Annotated in this window: 13 protein-coding genes, 1 tRNA gene and 1 pseudogene; 6 read left to right on the top strand and 9 right to left on the bottom strand. The window is 64.0% G+C overall.

Annotated elements, in window-relative coordinates; all coding sequences use genetic code 11:
* Positions 1 to 75 precede the first annotated feature (75 nt).
* The 6 genes from AC1D1L_RS24580 to AC1D1L_RS24605 all read right to left on the bottom strand — a co-directional run bounded on the left by AC1D1L_RS24580 (position 76) and on the right by AC1D1L_RS24605 (position 6,223).
* Complete coding sequence (locus tag AC1D1L_RS24580; protein WP_477344019.1) at positions 76 to 1,002, bottom strand: heme-dependent oxidative N-demethylase family protein; 927 nt, start codon at positions 1,000 to 1,002, stop codon at positions 76 to 78.
* On the bottom strand, positions 999 to 1,286 hold the full coding sequence (locus AC1D1L_RS24585) for a YciI family protein (protein ID WP_477344021.1): 288 nt from the start codon (positions 1,284 to 1,286) through the stop codon (positions 999 to 1,001). The genes AC1D1L_RS24580 and AC1D1L_RS24585 overlap by 4 nt, the downstream gene beginning before the upstream one ends.
* Before the next feature lie 22 nt (positions 1,287 to 1,308).
* Entirely contained in the window at positions 1,309 to 1,971 is a 663-nt protein-coding gene (locus tag AC1D1L_RS24590) for an aminotransferase class IV family protein (RefSeq protein ID WP_477344022.1), read from the bottom strand.
* A complete protein-coding gene (locus AC1D1L_RS24595; protein WP_477344023.1) occupies positions 1,920 to 3,062 on the bottom strand; it encodes an aminodeoxychorismate synthase component I in 1,143 nt (380 codons plus the stop codon). The genes AC1D1L_RS24590 and AC1D1L_RS24595 overlap by 52 nt, the downstream gene beginning before the upstream one ends.
* A 165-nt stretch (positions 3,063 to 3,227) precedes the next feature.
* Entirely contained in the window at positions 3,228 to 3,965 is a 738-nt protein-coding gene (locus AC1D1L_RS24600; protein ID WP_477344025.1) for a proton-conducting membrane transporter, read from the bottom strand.
* Positions 3,966 to 4,384: 419 nt separating this feature from the next.
* Positions 4,385 to 6,223 (bottom strand): M3 family oligoendopeptidase, encoded by a 1,839-nt coding sequence (locus AC1D1L_RS24605; RefSeq protein ID WP_192254517.1) that lies wholly within the window; start codon positions 6,221 to 6,223, stop codon positions 4,385 to 4,387.
* Positions 6,224 to 6,368: 145 nt separating this feature from the next.
* Between AC1D1L_RS24605 and AC1D1L_RS24610 the strand changes: the two genes are divergently transcribed.
* The 3 genes from AC1D1L_RS24610 (at position 6,369) to AC1D1L_RS24620 (ending at position 10,429) form a co-directional block, all read left to right on the top strand.
* Positions 6,369 to 7,907, top strand: a complete 1,539-nt coding sequence (locus tag AC1D1L_RS24610) for a sigma-54-dependent transcriptional regulator (RefSeq protein ID WP_477344026.1) — start codon at positions 6,369 to 6,371, stop codon at positions 7,905 to 7,907.
* A 493-nt stretch (positions 7,908 to 8,400) separates the two neighbouring features.
* Positions 8,401 to 10,239, top strand: coding sequence for a peptidoglycan L,D-endopeptidase MepK (gene mepK, locus AC1D1L_RS24615; RefSeq protein WP_477344033.1), 1,839 nt, complete (start codon positions 8,401 to 8,403; stop codon positions 10,237 to 10,239).
* A 116-nt stretch (positions 10,240 to 10,355) separates the two neighbouring features.
* Positions 10,356 to 10,429 (top strand) — tRNA-Gln (locus tag AC1D1L_RS24620).
* A gap of 116 nt (positions 10,430 to 10,545) precedes the next feature.
* On the opposite strand, the gene AC1D1L_RS24625 is transcribed toward AC1D1L_RS24620, so the two are convergent.
* Positions 10,546 to 11,184, bottom strand: coding sequence for a 2-dehydro-3-deoxy-phosphogluconate aldolase (locus tag AC1D1L_RS24625; RefSeq protein ID WP_477344027.1), 639 nt, complete (start codon positions 11,182 to 11,184; stop codon positions 10,546 to 10,548).
* Between the two features lie 179 nt (positions 11,185 to 11,363).
* Between AC1D1L_RS24625 and trhO the strand changes: the two genes are divergently transcribed.
* Entirely contained in the window at positions 11,364 to 12,296 is a 933-nt protein-coding gene (gene trhO / locus AC1D1L_RS24630) for an oxygen-dependent tRNA uridine(34) hydroxylase TrhO (protein WP_477344028.1), read from the top strand.
* A 54-nt stretch (positions 12,297 to 12,350) separates the two neighbouring features.
* Here the strand turns inward: trhO and AC1D1L_RS24635 are convergent, their stop codons facing one another.
* Positions 12,351 to 12,683, bottom strand: coding sequence for a YybH family protein (locus tag AC1D1L_RS24635; protein WP_477344029.1), 333 nt, complete (start codon positions 12,681 to 12,683; stop codon positions 12,351 to 12,353).
* A gap of 200 nt (positions 12,684 to 12,883) precedes the next feature.
* Here AC1D1L_RS24635 and AC1D1L_RS24640 point away from each other — a divergent pair, with 200 nt between their 5' ends.
* Together AC1D1L_RS24640 and AC1D1L_RS24645 are read left to right on the top strand one after the other, a co-directional pair.
* A complete protein-coding gene (locus AC1D1L_RS24640) occupies positions 12,884 to 13,621 on the top strand; it encodes a tellurite resistance TerB family protein (RefSeq protein ID WP_112559294.1) in 738 nt (245 codons plus the stop codon).
* A 271-nt stretch (positions 13,622 to 13,892) separates the two neighbouring features.
* Positions 13,893 to 14,654, top strand: coding sequence for an SDR family oxidoreductase (locus tag AC1D1L_RS24645; protein WP_477344030.1), 762 nt, complete (start codon positions 13,893 to 13,895; stop codon positions 14,652 to 14,654).
* Between the two features lie 194 nt (positions 14,655 to 14,848).
* On the opposite strand, the pseudogene AC1D1L_RS24650 reads toward AC1D1L_RS24645, so the two are convergent.
* Positions 14,849 to 15,035, bottom strand: a pseudogene (locus AC1D1L_RS24650) (integrase); the annotation flags it as partial.

The raw sequence follows: 15,035 nt of genomic DNA on the forward strand, positions 1-15,035 counted from the left end.
CGGGCATTTTGCCCGGTGGATATGCGCTACATCACAGATCATTGTCACAAACCAGTGAAAAGCGCCAACCGCCCGCTAGGCAGCATTGGCCATGTGGTTAAGGAGGACGGCGAGCCGGTCGCGGTCCGATGTCATGCCCTTGTAGTCGAGTTGAGCCTCATCCAGGGCCAGCAATTGCGCCGCGAAAGAGGCGGCAAGCGTTGCCCGGTCCGGGTGCCGCGCCAACACGGCCAGCGGGTCGAGATGGATGCGGATAGTGAACAGGATGTCGCGCGACATGGGCAGTTTGCGCAGCGTCTGGCGCTCGACGCGGATGAAGGCGTGGGCGTTGACGTCGCCATCTGGAAACCGCGACGGGCGGTTGGTGGCACGGTCGATGCGCTCGACATTGGAGAGCGGGTGATAGAGCGCGTCGTCGGCCTGGATCGACCAGTTGAAGCGTTCGACGGCCTGGCCCTGCAGACCGTCGAACATGCGGTTGATGAGCTCGGCCGGCCTGGTGCCTGGACCGAAGCCCGGCACCGGTGCGTGGATCTCCTGCAGCGGCAGCCCGAATTTTTCGAGCAGTGACCAGGATGATGGGAAGCACAGCGAGCCGGCGGCGAGCCGCCAGCCGCTGTCATCGCGGCGCATCAGGATCAGGTCTTCCTGGACGAGCAGCGAGGCTGCGACCAGAGGGGCGTTGCTGAAGACATCGGCTCTGTTGCCTTCGGCGCCGATGACCTCGATGCCGGCACCGGTTTGCCGGTACGTTTCAGGAAATGTCGACAGCAGATGGGCTTTGATGAGGTCGCGCACTTCGCGCTGGGCGTCGCGGGTGGCTGCCTCCTCAACAAAAACCTTTTCGGGGATTTGCGCATAAAGCCGGCGTTTCTCGGCCAGATGAGGCAGCAGATGCTCGTCCACTTCAATCCATCTATCGGGTTCGAGTGGCTTCAGCCCGATAGTGAACAGTTTCGATGAGCCGTCATAGGGCGTGTGGGTCGGCAGGCGAGCGCTCATGCTTCGTTGTAGGCGGCTAATGCGGCGGCGGTCATTTTCGCCATGAATTCGGTGACATCATAGTCGGCGGCGCCGGCTTTGGCGAAAGGATCTGCCGCCAGCCGGGCGTCGAGCACGTCGCGAGGGCCGCGTGCGATGATGACACCGCCAGTTCGTGGTTTCTTTGGTCCCGAAGCGACAAAAACGCCTTCCGCATAGCAGGCCTTGAGCCACTCCATATGCGCGGGCGCCAGCCGGTCGATCTCGGCCAGCGGCACCTTGTAGGTCAGCGAAACGACGAACATTTTTCTCTCCCGATGGCTTCGGTCAGCCCAATGTTGCCGGGATCAATCCGCGCAGGGAATTGCCTACGAAAATTGCCTTGGCCGACTTCAACTCGTCATAGCCGTAGATCGCTTCGCTGGCGCGGCCTTCATCCAGCAGTTCCGCACGCAATACGCCAGGCAGCAGGCCGCAGTCGAGCCGGGGGGTCATCAGCACGCCATCGCCGAAATCGGCAAAGACGTTGGTGATGGTGCCTTCGCAGATTTCGCCCCGTTCATTAGCCAGAAGCACCTCGTCGGCGCGAGTGGTCAAATATTCGGCGCGGGCATGGGTGTAGACCTGCCGCCGGCTGGTCTTGTGGCGCAGCAGCGTATCGGAGGAGGAGAGGTGCACCCGCGCCAATTGCAGCCGCCAGACCTTGTCTGCGGCGAGCGGCTCGTAGGGCTGGACCGAGGCGGTCACCTCGCCGTCGCGCTGCAGAACGAGACGGGTGCGCAGTGCCGTCTGCTGGCTTCCGACCGCATTCATTAGCACCTCGCCGACCCGCTGCGGATCGCAGGCAAAGCCCAGTTCTTCCGCCGAGCCGTAGAGGCGCGCGAGGTGGCGCTCGAAACGCAGGAAGCCCTGGCCGGGCTGCCAGCGCATGGTCTCGATCAGGTCGAAGTCGGCGGTGTTCCCGTCGCGAAGCGCGCCTTCAGCAGACACTCCTGATACTCCTCCTCGGCCGTCGAATCGAAGACGACGCCGCCGCCGACATAGTAGACGGCCTCGCCGCTGGAAAAGAGCGAGATGGTGCGGATCGCCACCGAAAAGCGCATCGTGCCGCCGGGCGCGATCCAGCCGATGGCGCCACAATAGACGTCACGAGGCGTGGCTTCCAGATCGTGCAGGATTTCCATGGCGCGGATCTTTGGCGCGCCGGTGATCGAGCCGCAGGGAAACAGAGCGGCGAAGATCTGGCGGATGCCGAGATCGGGCAGCAGCTTCGCCCGCACACGGCTCACCATCTGGTGGACGGTCGGGTAGCTCTCGATGCGAAACAGTTCCGGCACCTCCAGCGTGCCGACCTCGCTGATCAGCGAGATGTCGTTGCGCAGGAGATCGACGATCATCCGGTTTTCGGCCTGGTTCTTTTCGTCATTGCGCAGGAACGCCTTCAGCCGCGCGTCCTCGGCCTTGGTTGCGCCGCGTGGCGCGGTGCCCTTCATCGGATGGGTTTCGATCATGCCTTCGGTGTCGATCTCGAAGAACAGTTCGGGCGAACGAGACAGAACAATGGGATCGCCGAGCGAAATCAGCGCGCCGTATTTGACCGGCTGGCGTCCGGTCAGCGCGTCGAAGGCGGCGAGCGGGTCGCCGGACCACTGCGCGTGGACTGGAAAGGTCAGATTGCCCTGGTAGCAATCGCCCTTGCGGATGTGCTCGTGAAGGCGCGCGAAACGGTCAGCGTATTGCTCCTGCGACCATGACGCTCTTGCATCGAAGATCGGACCATTGGTCGCCGCGCCGCTCTGTGACACGGCCTGCTCCAGCGGAGCATCGAAGACGCCGAGGCAGATCAACGGCGCGCGCCGGCCCCCGGGCAGCAGCGGCACCAGCTTCGGCTCGAGCAAATAACCCGCTTCATAGGAGAAATAGCCGGCCAGCCATCTGCCGGCGTCAGATGCCGCCTGCGCAGCCGCCAGAGCCGGCAGGAAATCCTTGGCCTCATAGGCGACGATGATGTCGGCCGGGCGGTCGAAGACCAGCTGACGGCCGCTTTCATCGTTGCGGAAGATGGCAGAGGGCAGGGGCATGGGGCTCGGATGCTGCGGTCGATGACGCCAGAACCGCTCTATATGGGGGCCGGGCGGCGTGCAATCGAGGGAGCGGCGTCGCAGGGCGCAAAGACGGTGGCACTTGCGAAAACAAAGGCGGCGCCCGAAGGCGCCGCTTTGTCGGGCTTATTGCCGATGATCAGATCAGGTGTTGTTGGCGGTCCCGGCGGTCGGGAACTGGCGCGCGAATTCTTTCTCGTCGCCGGCGGCAAGCAGCTTGGCCTGTTCGATCCACTTTTCGCGCGCGATGCGGCCGTCGAAATTCAGCGTGTCCTCGATGCGCTTGACGTCGGCCGCCGTCCAGGCGGCGATCTGGGCGTAGGTCGTGACGCCAAGGCCCTTGAGCAGTTTGTCGTTGACCGGTCCGATGCCGATCAGGCGGCGCAGATTGTCGGCCTTCGCAGCTGTCGGTCCAGCCTTCTTCGGGGCTGCAGCCGGCTTTGAAGCGGCGGGCTTCGGAGCGGCGCTCGCCTTGGCAGCCGCAGGTTTGCTGGCAGCCGGTTTGGCGGCGGATTTGGCCGCAACTGGCTTGGCGGCGGCAGGCTTTGCCGCGGCGGGTTTCGCGGGCGCGGCCGGCTTCGCCGCCGGAGCTGACTTGGCCGTTGCGGGTGTCGAGACCAATGCGGCCGGCGCCGGGCTGGAAGGTTTGGCCGATGGAGTAGACGTTTCACGCAGCCGGCGTTCGAGATCGGCGCGGGTCTTGCCGCAGGCGTCGAGTTCGCCGGTCAGACGATCGGAATCGGCGCGCAGCCTATCGCGCTCGCCGCGGGTGCGGTCGAGGTCGCCGCGCAGGCTGTCAAGCTCACCGCGCAGCCGGCCCCAGATAAACCAGCCAACCAACACACCTACAAGGAACGCCAGGACAATGTAGAAGAAGGTCATCGTCTCTCTCCAGTCGGATCCGTCCGCCGCCGTCTCAAGTCATGACCTTGGCAGATCGGATCATCCATTGGTGGTTCGGCGGTTCAGGGAACAGCCGGTCTGTCGTCGATTGCCGGCTTTCGGCTTTCCCGCCCATTGCCAACCGTCGCTGTCGCATTCGCCGGACCGCTGCCATGGGCCGGGATGCTGTCCGGCCTAAGCCGCGTGCCCGGCTGAGCTTCCGCCGGAAAGGCTATCATACGGATTCTGGAAAGCTAACGGAAAATTTGGCCCGAGAGTTCTTCAAGAACAGATATTTAGAACAAGAACAGAGCTGTCGTCACATGCATTCCGGCTAAACTGTTCTGTGATTTCGCAAAGTCGAGACCGGCGCCGCCGAACCTGTTGCTCTGCGCCACCGGTTCAACGGCTCCGTAGCATCAACTGTCGAGCGCTTCCAACTCGTCGATCAGGCCGCCGATCACGCCAAGGCCGATCTGCCAGAAGGCGGGGTCGGTGGCGTCGAGGCCGAAGGGAGCGAGGAGTTCGGAGTGATGCTTGGTGCCACCGGCACGCAGCATCTCGAAATACTTGTCCTGGAAGCCGTGCTCGGCATTCTGGTAGACCGCGTAGAGCGAGTTCACCAGGCAGTCGCCGAAGGCATAGGCGTAGACGTAGAAGGGCGAATGGATGAAGTGCGGGATGTAGGTCCAGAAGACCTCATAGCCCTCGCGCAGCTTGATCGCCGGCCCCAGGCTCTCGGCTTGTACCTCGAGCCAGAACTGGCCAAGCTTGTCGGAAGTCAGTTCGCCGTTCTTGCGCTCGGCATGCACCTTGCGCTCGAACTCATAGAAGGCGATCTGGCGCACGACCGTGTTGATCATGTCCTCGACCTTCTGGGCGAGCATGGCCTTGCGCTCGCGCTTGTCGGTGGTCTGGTCGAGCAGCGAACGGAAGGTCAGCATCTCACCGAAGACGGATGCTGTTTCGGCCAAAGTCAGCGGCGTCGAGGCCATCAGCGCACCCTGGCCGCCGGCCAGCACCTGGTGCACGCCGTGGCCGAGCTCATGCGCCAGCGTCATCACATCGCGCGGCTTGCCCATGTAGTTGAGCAGCACGTAAGGGTGCGCCGAAGGCACGGTCGGATGGGCAAAGGCGCCGGGCGACTTGCCGGGCCTGACCGGCGCGTCGATCCAGTTGCGGTCGAAGAAGACGCGGGCGATCTCCGCCATGTCGGGGGAAAAGCGCTGATAGGCCGATAGCACCGTGTTCCTGGCATCGTCCCAGCGGATCACCGCTTGCGGGGTTTCTGGCAAGGGGGCGTTGCGATCCCAGTGGTTCATCACCTCCATGCCGAGCCAGCGCGCTTTCATGGCGTAGTAGCGGTGCGACAGGCGCGGATAGGCCTCGCGCACGGCGGAGGCCAGCGCATCGACCACGCTGCGCTCGACACGGTTGGCGAGGTGGCGTGAATCGGCGATGTCCTCGAAGCCGCGCCAGCGGTCGGAAATCTCCTTGTCCTTGGCCAGCGTGTTGGTGATGAGCGTGAAGGTGCGCAGGCTCTTGCGGAAGGTGGCGGCCAGCGCCTCGGCGGCGCGGCGGCGGACTTCGCCATCGGCGTCCTGCAGGCGGTTCAGCGCCGGCTCCAGCGTCAACTCCTCGTCGTCTATGTCGAAGCGCAGATCGGTCATCGTCTCATCGAACAGGCGGTTCCAGGCGCCGCGCCCGGTGATCGACTTTTCATGGAAAAGCTGCTCGACCCGGTCCTCGAGCTGGTATGGCTTGTCCATTCTGAGATCGAGCACCCAGGGCCGGTAGTGGGCAAAGCCGGCATCGGCGGCAAGGGCTGCTTCGAGCGCCTTGTCGTCGATCAGGTTCAGCTCCAGCGCAAAAAACAACAGATGCGCGCTGGCGTCGGTCATCTTCTCCTGGATGTCGCCATAGAGCTTGGCGCGCTGCGGATCGGCGGTGTTGCCGGCATAGATCAGGCCGGCATAGGAGACGATGCGGCCGATCAGCTCCTCCAGCGCCTCATAGGCGCTCAGCGCCTCGCCGAGCTTGCCGGCGCTGCCGCGCTCGGCCTCCGCGGCCAGCGTGCCCTTCCAGCGGTTCTCGAAGGCGACGGCATCGGCCGCCGCCTTGGCGATGTCGCGCTTCAGCTCGGGCGCTTCCATGCCGGAATAGAGATCGGCGAGATTCCATTCCGGCAGGTCGCCGAGCTCCGCCGCGCCCTGACCGGACGCTGCCGCCGCAAGCTGCCGACCGAGAATCCTGCGCATCAACAATTACCTTCTGGAATCAAGGGGAAAGGGCAAGCCGGTCAAATCCTAAGGAATTCATTCACCGGGTTTTTTGAAACCTTGTTTAGAACCCTGTGCCAGGATGATCCATGGGGATTTCCCAGGCAGGCAACTCAAATCAGTCATGACAGGTTCCATTCTCATAGTCGATGACGATCCCGTGCAGCGCAGGCTGCTCGAGGCGGCGGTGACGAAATTCGGCCACAGTGCCATCGTCGCCGATGGCGGCGAGGCAGGCCTCGAAGCTCTCGACGGATCCGGCGCGCGCGATGTGTCGGCGGTCATCCTTGACCTTGTCATGCCCGGCCTCGACGGCATCGGCGTGCTGAAGGCGATGCGCGAACGCGGCATCACGGTTCCCGTCATCGTGCAGACCGCACAGGGCGGCATCGAGACCGTGGTTTCGGCGATGCGCCATGGCGCTTTCGATTTTGTCGTCAAGCCGGCATCCCCCGACCGGCTGCAGACCGCGATCGGCAACGCGCTCAAGGTCGAGGCGGTCGAGGATGAGGTCAAGCGCACGTCGCGGCGGCGCGGCGGCCACCTGACCTTCAAGGACATGATCACGCACAGCCCGGCGATGGACCGGGTGATCCGCCTCGGCCAGAAGGCGGCGGCCTCCAACATCCCGATCCTGATCGAGGGCGAATCGGGCGTCGGCAAGGAACTTGTGGCGCGCGCCATCCAGGGCACCGGTGATCGTCGTTCAAAACCCTTCGTCACCGTCAATTGCGGCGCCATCCCCGACAATCTGGTCGAATCGATCCTGTTCGGCCACGAGAAGGGGTCGTTCACCGGGGCCACCGACAAACACACCGGCAAGTTCGTCGAGGCGCATTCAGGCACGTTGTTCCTGGACGAAATCGGCGACCTACCGCTCGAGGTGCAGGTCAAGCTGTTGCGTGCGGTACAGGATGGCGAGGTCGATCCGGTCGGCGGTCGCGCCACGGTCAGGGTCGACATCAGGTTGATCTCGGCCACGCACCGCAACCTTTTGCAGCAGGTCAAGGACGGCAAGTTCCGCGAGGATTTGTTCTATCGGCTGAACGTCTACCCGATCTTCGTGCCGCCGCTGCGCGATCGGCGCGACGACATCCCCTATCTGGTCAAGCATTTCATGGACAAGGTGGCGCCGGCGGGCCATCGCCTGCACGGCATTTCGGAAGCCGCATTGGCCATGCTGCAGGCCTATGACTGGCCGGGAAACATCAGGCAGCTGGAAAACGCCGTGTTCCGGGCCTCGGTGCTTGCCGAGGGCGACGTGCTGACAGCAGACGAATTCCCGCAGATCCGGGCACAAGTCGAGGGCACCGTCAATCTCGATACCGACGCGTCCCTGTCGGACCCCGTCATGATCTGGAGCAACGAATCGCAAGGCGATAGCGCCCAGACTGATGGCGTCGGTCCCGTCGCGGCCGAGATCGAACCTCCGGCCAGGCTGCTTCAGCGTTTCGGCACGCTGAGGGCGTTGGACGAGCGCGGCAATGTGCGCGCGCTGGCCGATGTCGAGCTCGAAATGATCAAGCTCGCCATCGACCACTATAACGGCCAGATGAGCGAAGTCGCCCGCCGACTCGGCATCGGCCGCTCGACGCTCTACCGCAAGCTTAAAGAATACGGCATCGACCCGGAAACCGGCCGCCTCGACCGTCTTGCATCCTAAAGCGCGTCGCGCTTGAACGGAATCAGGCGACGCGCTTTAGGTCTTTGCATTATGCATGTCGTTGTCTCAAAACCGGGACCACTTTTGAGCGACATGCATTGGAAACCCGAATTCCACAGCTTGTTGGCGCAAGGCCGGGACCAGCTTGCAAGGCGATATCTAGCGCTGCATAAGGGGTTGGGGCAGGAATATGGCGATGCGGAACGGCGCTGTTCACGCATTAAGGCTAACAGTAACAGATCGTGTAGCGGGAAAAGGCTGAATCTTGATCTAAACCAGCAGTTTACCAAGAAATCCTGTGTATTATTTTTGACGGGATGTCGCCACGGTGTTACCGCATTTCGGCTTCAATAAGCGATGATTAACCATTAGGATCGATATTCGGATGTGAGAACCACGCATCCGTTTGGGCAAATCCGGGGACAAACGGCAGCCTGCAAGGCCTTTTGATTTGAACAAAGTCGAACGACACAGCAACGGGCGGCACTATCACATTGGCGTCTGGCCGAGATGGCTGGCAGCGGTGATTGTTGCGTTTGGTTTCCTTGCCGCAGCCGCGACCGGCGCAAGCGCCGAAACGCGCTCCCTGAAACTCTATCACCTCCACACGCACGAAAAGGCCGAGATCGTCTACAAGCGCAATGGCCGCTACGATCCGGAAGGTCTCAGGAAGATCAACATCATTCTGCGCGACTGGCGTCGCAACGAACCGACCAAGATGGACCCGCGCCTGCTCGACCTGGTGTGGGAAGCCTACCGGCAGGCCGGCGCCACCGACTACATCCAGGTCGTCTGCGGCTATCGCTCGCCGGCGACCAACTCGATGCTGCGCAGCCGCAGCCGAGGCGTCGCCAAGGAAAGCCAGCACATGCTGGGCAAGGCGATGGACTTCTACATTCCGGGCGTACCGCTGAAGAAGCTGCGCAACATCGGCCTCAAGATGCAGGGCGGCGGCGTCGGCTATTATCCGTCGTCCGGCTCGCCCTTCGTTCATATGGACGTCGGCAATGTGCGCCATTGGCCCGGCATCAGCCGCCAGGAACTGGTCAGCCTGTTCCCCAATGGCAAGACGCTGCATGTGCCGAGCGACGGCAAGCCGCTGCCGGGCTATGACCAGGCACTCGCCGCCTACAAGGCGCGCAAGGGCGCCGGTTCCCCGGCCATCATGATGGCCAGCGCTGGCGGCAGCACCAAGAAATCCGGTGGCTTCCTTTCCGCTTTCTTTGGCGGTGGCGGCGAAGACGAAGCCGACGACAGCGCCGATGTCGCGACCGCCGCGCCGTCGCCGAGAAGCGTGAAGCCGGTCCTGGCTGCGAAGCCGGTCCTGGCTGCCAGGAGCAACAACAACAGCAACCTGCCCGGCATCGCGATCGTGTCGCCGCAGAATGCGAAGCGCGCCAATATTCCGCAGCTTGCCGACGACAGCGCGGACGATTCCGAGCCGCAGCAGGATACACCAGAGACGATCATCGCGGCGCTGCCGGCCAAGGAAGTGCCGCTGCCGGATTTCGCGCCGCGGCCGAAAGCCGATGTCGGCGCGCAGCAGCCTGAGACGGTACCGTTCGGCATGGCCGACGCCACCACCGAACAGACAGTGGCGACAGCGCAGGCGCCTGCCAATGTGCCGTTCGGCATGGCCGATGTGAGCAGTGCCGACCAAGCGGCTGCCACTCCGGCGCAGGTCGCCGTCAACGTCCCGTTGCCGACCTGGCGTCCCGACCGCTCTTCGCCGCCGGCTGAGCTTGCGCCTCAGGACAAGGGCGTGCTGCTGGCGCTGGCCGATACGGCCGCGCACAAGCAGACCGCAACGGATGCCTTCTCGGTGCTGCCGTCGCAGCGTCCGGATGAGGTCAAGGCCGTTCTCGAACAGGCCAGTGCCGCCGATGCCGCCAGTGCTACCGACGACTATCAGGTTGCCTCGCTCGAGCCGCGCTCGGCGTTCAACGATCCGTCAGGCGTCGATGCCGCAACGCCGCGCAGCGCGATTGCTGCCCGTCCCGCCGGTACCGATCCCGCCTCCGTGATCGGCGCCGGCGTGAAGACTACGCGCAAGGAAGCCCGGGCCTCGGCCCGCGACCTGAAGCCCGGCCCGAAGGCCGTGGTGGTGGCGGCCGAACCGCAGGCGGCGCGCTGGGCACTGAGCAGCGGCGACAACATTGCCACCGTTTCCAGCCCGACGACTGCGCCGCGCTATGCCTACAACATCGTGCATACGCCGCCGAGCGAGGTCTACACCGCAGGCTTCCAGGCCGACAACCAGATGGCCGATGCCAACCGCTTCACCGGCAATGCCGTGAAATTCCTTTCGGTCGCCCGCTTCCAGACGAAGTAAGGTCCTCGACCGGGTAAACATCGAAGCCGCGCTGGGAAGCCCGCGCGGTTTTTTGTTTTTGGCGAATCTCCAGCACTGGCTTCCAGCGTCCCGGAATGCTAACCACCAGCCTGCATTCCCGCTTCGTCTAATGGTAGGACAGCGCCCTTTGAAGGCGTGAATCGTGGTTCGAGCCCATGAGCGGGAACCAACTCTCTCGATCTACGATCACAGGGCAGTCATGCCAGGTCAGCCCGGCCGATCACGCGCGGCTGAACTTCTTGTGAGGGCCGGCGCAAGCCGGCCGGGTTTTTGTGCTTGCGGAGGCTACTTACCGAGCTTGCTGGCGGCCCGTGCGAGCGCCTCGATCTCGTCCCACTTGCCGGCCTTGACCAGCTCGTCCGGCGCCACCCAGGAACCACCGACGCAGATGACATTGGGCAGGCTGAGATAGTCGGCGGCGTTCTTGGCCGAAATGCCGCCGGTCGGGCAGAACTTCACATCGGCCAGTGGCGAGGCGAAAGCCTTCAGCGAGGCGATGCCGCCGGACTGTTCGGCCGGGAAGAATTTCAGGAAGCGCAGGCCGGCCTCGCGGGCGGCCATGATCTCGCCGGGCGTGATGGCGCCAGGCAGCAGGGGAACGTCGCTGTCCTTGGCTGCCGCGAGCAGTTCGCGCGTGATGCCGGGGCTGACGATGAATTTCGAGCCGGCGGCTGCTGCCTCGTCGAATTGCTTGCTATCCAGAATGGTGCCGGAGCCGACAATGGCGCCCTCGACCTCACCGGCGACGCGGCGGATCGCTTCCAGGGCGTCGGCGGTTCTCAGCGTGATCTCGATTGCCGGCAGGCCGCCGGCGGCGAGGGCCCGGGCGAGCGGCACGGCGTCTGCGACATTGACGATCTTCAACACCGGGATGACCGGCTGGCCGTTGAGCAGCGACAGGAGCTTTTCGGTCTTGCTGGGCATTGGCTTGTCTCTCCTGGGGATGATTTCAACCGATTAGCAGAAGGCAGATTCCGAGTCCACGAAACCCGGCCTGCCGCGATGTCACATCTGCCGGCGCCGCGCCCGAGGGCGATTGCCGACAAGAAGCTTTCGTTGGCGCTGCCTTGAATCCGCTTTGACCACGGTTTAGTGGCTTGGCGATGACACTGTCCAACCATGAACCCGTGCACGTCGCCGCGCTCTATAAATTTGCGAGGCTGGGGGACTTCGAGGTGCTGCGGGCCTTGCGGACGCCGCTCGCCGCCTTCTGCTGCGGCCGCGGCATCAAGGGCACGCTGCTCCTGGCGCAGGAAGGCATCAACGGCACGGTTGCCGGGAGCGAGACCGATATCGCCGATCTGATCGATTATCTTGAGGCTATCGAAGGCCTTGCCGATCTCGAGGTTAAATACAGCAGCGCCGCCGAAATGCCGTTCCATCGTATGAAGGTGCGGCTGAAGCGCGAGATCGTCAGCATGGGCGTCGAGGATCTCGACCCGGTGACGGGTGCGGGCACCTATGTCGCGCCGGCCGACTGGAACGCGCTGATCTCGGACCCCGGCACCATCGTCATCGACACCCGCAACGCTTACGAAGTGTCGATCGGCACTTTTAAGCGCGCCATCGATCCGCACACGTCGAGCTTTCGCGAATTCCCGGCCTGGGTCGAAAAGCATCGCGACGAGCTCGATGGCCGCAAGGTCGCGATGTTCTGCACCGGCGGCATTCGCTGCGAGAAGGCGACGGCCTATGTGAAGTCGCTCGGCCTCGAAGACGTGTTCCATCTCAAAGGCGGCATCCTGAGATATCTCGAAGAGGTGCCGGCCGAAGACAGCCTGTGGCAAGGCGAGTGTTTCGTCTTCGACGAGCGGGTCTCTGTCTCGCATGGTCTCGCCGAGGGCGAGGCTGAACTGTGCCGCGCCTGCCGGCATCCGCTGACGCCGGAGGAAAGGCTGTCGCCGCACTATGCCACCGGCGTTTCATGCCCGCATTGCTATGATGCCCGCTCGGACGAGGACCGCGCCCGCTACGCCGAGCGCCAGCGCCAGGTCGAACTGGCGCAAGCGCAGGGCAGGGAGCATATCGGCAGCTAGCGTCGGGGCAACGGCCTGGCTGCATCACCACGCGACGGAATAGCGGTCGATTACTCACAGCCATGTGCCATCGGCCTGGCGGCGTGCGACCTCCGAAGTCACCGTGCCATCGGGGAGCCGGGTCGAGGTCAGCGCCAGGTCGCCGTTGATCGCCGCGGGGCGCTGTTCGCCGCGCTGGAATTTTCGCCCGCTCGCAGTAAACGCGGCAAACAGCGCCCGGATCGCCTCGCGGCCACAGATTAGTTCTGCCTCGCCGCTGTCGATCACGGCGTCCGGCTCGAACAGCGCCACCATGCCGTCAATATCTCCCACCCATTGCCGGTCAATCAGCAGGCGCTCCAGATCCTGCGGATCGCGCGCCGGCTCACGCTCTGATCCTTCCGTCACGACAGTTCCTCCTCGTCAGAAGGCGGGGACACTAACGCAAGCCCCCGTCCATTTCGACACACCGCAATCCGATTTTTCGAAAGGCCGCATCGCTGGCAAAGCGCCCGTCCCTCATTGTAATGTCAACAAGCGGGACCTACGTCTGCAACGTCCAAAACCCGCCCGCCCCCGTTTGGCGCGGGCCCTTTTCTGGAGGCAACATGTTCGACCCCAAGAAGCTTCTCGACGACCTGCTCGGCTCTCAGGTTCCTGGCACCACCGGCACCGTCCGCGACAAAGCAGGACAGGCCGTGCAGATGGCCAAGGACAATCCGCTGGCCGCCGGTGCGCTGGCCGCGGTGTTGCTTGGGACCGGCACGGGACGCCAGGTGACGGGCACCGCCATCAAGCTCGGTGGACTGGCCGCGATCGGCGGTCTCGCCTACAAGGCCTACCAGAACTACAAGGCCGGCAATGCCCCCGAGCAGGCGCCGGCCGCCGGCCAGCCGGAATTGCTGCCGCCGCCCGCCGACACCGGCTTCCATCCTTCGCAGGCGCCGCAAGGCGAGGACGAGTTCACGCTGACCCTGGTGCGGGCGATGATCTCGGCGGCCAAGGCCGATGGTCATATCGACGACGAGGAACGCGAAAAGATCGCCGGCAAGCTCAAGCTCGCCGGCGTCGGTTCCGATGCCGAAAAATTCCTGTTGGCCGAGTTGGACAGCCCGCTCGATCTCGACACGCTGGTCGCCGGCGCCAAGACCGATGAGCAGAGGCTCGAGCTCTACACCGCGTCGCGGCTGACCATCGATCCCGATACGCGCGCCGAACGCGGCTATCTCGACCTGCTCGCCGGCCGGCTCGGCCTGCCGGATGCGCTGGTCGACCATGTCGAGGCGACGGTGTCGGCGGCGAAGGTGCCAGTCCCGGCCGGGACCGCGCCGAATCCGCGCTGGTAGCCAACGCGGCGGCGCGGCCGAGGCAGCGCGTCCGGACGGGAAACAGCGTTAACGCCTCGTTTACCGAGGAAGCGCATGATTCTAGCAGTCGGATCGGCTTTTCCTCCTCCCAAGCCCGGTTCAGATCAGGGCGGTCGCCAATGACCGCCCTTTTTGTTCAGCCGATCACAGGTTGTTCGGCTTGCCATGATCCCCGTCATTTGCGATGCCTCGGTGCATTCGGATGCATCCCGATCTGTGCCGGGGATGCGCGGTGCGCAGGAGCAAAATCATGACAGCCCTCACAGAGAAAACCGCCATCGTCACCGGCGCCGGCACCGGCATCGGCAAGAGCGTCGCCACGGCGCTGCTCAAGGCAGGCTGGAACACCGTGTTCTGCGGCCGCCGCAAACAGGTGCTCGACGCCGCGATCGCTGAAGCCGGCAAGACGGATGCCAAGGCGCTGGCAGTCGCCTGCGACATCAGCAAGGCCGGCCAGGTCGAAGATTTGTTCGAGACCGTGGCGGCGGCTTTCGGGCGCGTCGACCTGCTCTTCAACAATGCCGGCATGAGCTACAAGTCGACACCGATCGACGAGATCCCGGTCGAGGTCTGGAACGACATTGTCGGCGTCAATCTCACCGGATCGTTCCTGTGTGCCCGTGCCGCCTTCGGCGCCATGCGCAGACAGAAGCCGATGGGTGGCCGCATCATCAACAACGGCTCGGTCTCGGCCTATGCGCCGCGGCCGGGCTCTGTGCCCTACACCGCGACCAAGCACGCGATAACAGGGCTGACCAAGACGCTGGCGCTCGACGGGCGACCCTACGACATCGCCTGCGGCCAGATCGACATCGGCAATGCGCTGACCGACATGGCGCAGGCGATGACCGTCGGCGTGCCGCAGGCCAACGGCTCGATCGCCGCCGAAGCGGTGATGGACGTCCAGCGCGTCGCCGACGCCGTCGTCCACATGGCCAGCCTGCCGCTCGACGCCAATGTGCTGTTCATGACGGTGATGGCGACCAAGATGCCGTTTGTGGGCAGGGGGTAGGCAGCAAGCCAAAGCGTCGGCGCCGCCCCTCACCTGCCTGCCGGACATTTCTCCCCTTAAACGGGGCGAAAGGGGCTGGCCGCAACGCCGGCTCCTTCCTGCAACGCTGGAGATTGGCGAATGGGGACGACAGCTGTCCAGCCGATAGATGGGTAACAGAATGAACCGGATACATAGGTAACACTTCTCTTCCCCTATGCGTCCGGCGCAGCGCCAAGCGGTTTGGTTGGCGCGGCGCTGCGGCGGACAAGCTTCATACGCCTGGTGTCGATGATGCCGAGCGGATGGGCATGGAAGGAGAGTGTCCATTCGCCGTCCTCGGTCTGCGCGGCTGCGACCGGCTCGCCGGCCAGCGCTTGCGAGACATAGATGAAGCCGCCA

The sequence above is a fragment of the Mesorhizobium sp. P2_D6 genome (assembly GCF_056404315.1).

Bases quoted from the DNA above. Each gene is read 5' to 3' on its own strand.
- AC1D1L_RS24595 (WP_477344023.1), bottom strand. From the start codon at position 3,062: ATGCCCCTGCCCTCTGCCATCTTCCGCAACGATGAAAGCGGCCGTCAG.
- AC1D1L_RS24580 (WP_477344019.1), bottom strand. From the start codon at position 1,002: ATGAGCGCTCGCCTGCCGACCCACACGCCCTATGACGGCTCATCGAAA.
- AC1D1L_RS24610 (WP_477344026.1), top strand. From the start codon at position 6,369: ATGACAGGTTCCATTCTCATAGTCGATGACGATCCCGTGCAGCGCAGG.
- AC1D1L_RS24585 (WP_477344021.1), bottom strand. From the start codon at position 1,286: ATGTTCGTCGTTTCGCTGACCTACAAGGTGCCGCTGGCCGAGATCGAC.
- AC1D1L_RS24645 (WP_477344030.1), top strand. From the start codon at position 13,893: ATGACAGCCCTCACAGAGAAAACCGCCATCGTCACCGGCGCCGGCACC.
- trhO (WP_477344028.1), top strand. From the start codon at position 11,364: ATGACACTGTCCAACCATGAACCCGTGCACGTCGCCGCGCTCTATAAA.
- AC1D1L_RS24600 (WP_477344025.1), bottom strand. From the start codon at position 3,965: ATGACCTTCTTCTACATTGTCCTGGCGTTCCTTGTAGGTGTGTTGGTT.
- AC1D1L_RS24625 (WP_477344027.1), bottom strand. From the start codon at position 11,184: ATGCCCAGCAAGACCGAAAAGCTCCTGTCGCTGCTCAACGGCCAGCCG.
- AC1D1L_RS24605 (WP_192254517.1), bottom strand. From the start codon at position 6,223: ATGCGCAGGATTCTCGGTCGGCAGCTTGCGGCGGCAGCGTCCGGTCAG.
- AC1D1L_RS24640 (WP_112559294.1), top strand. From the start codon at position 12,884: ATGTTCGACCCCAAGAAGCTTCTCGACGACCTGCTCGGCTCTCAGGTT.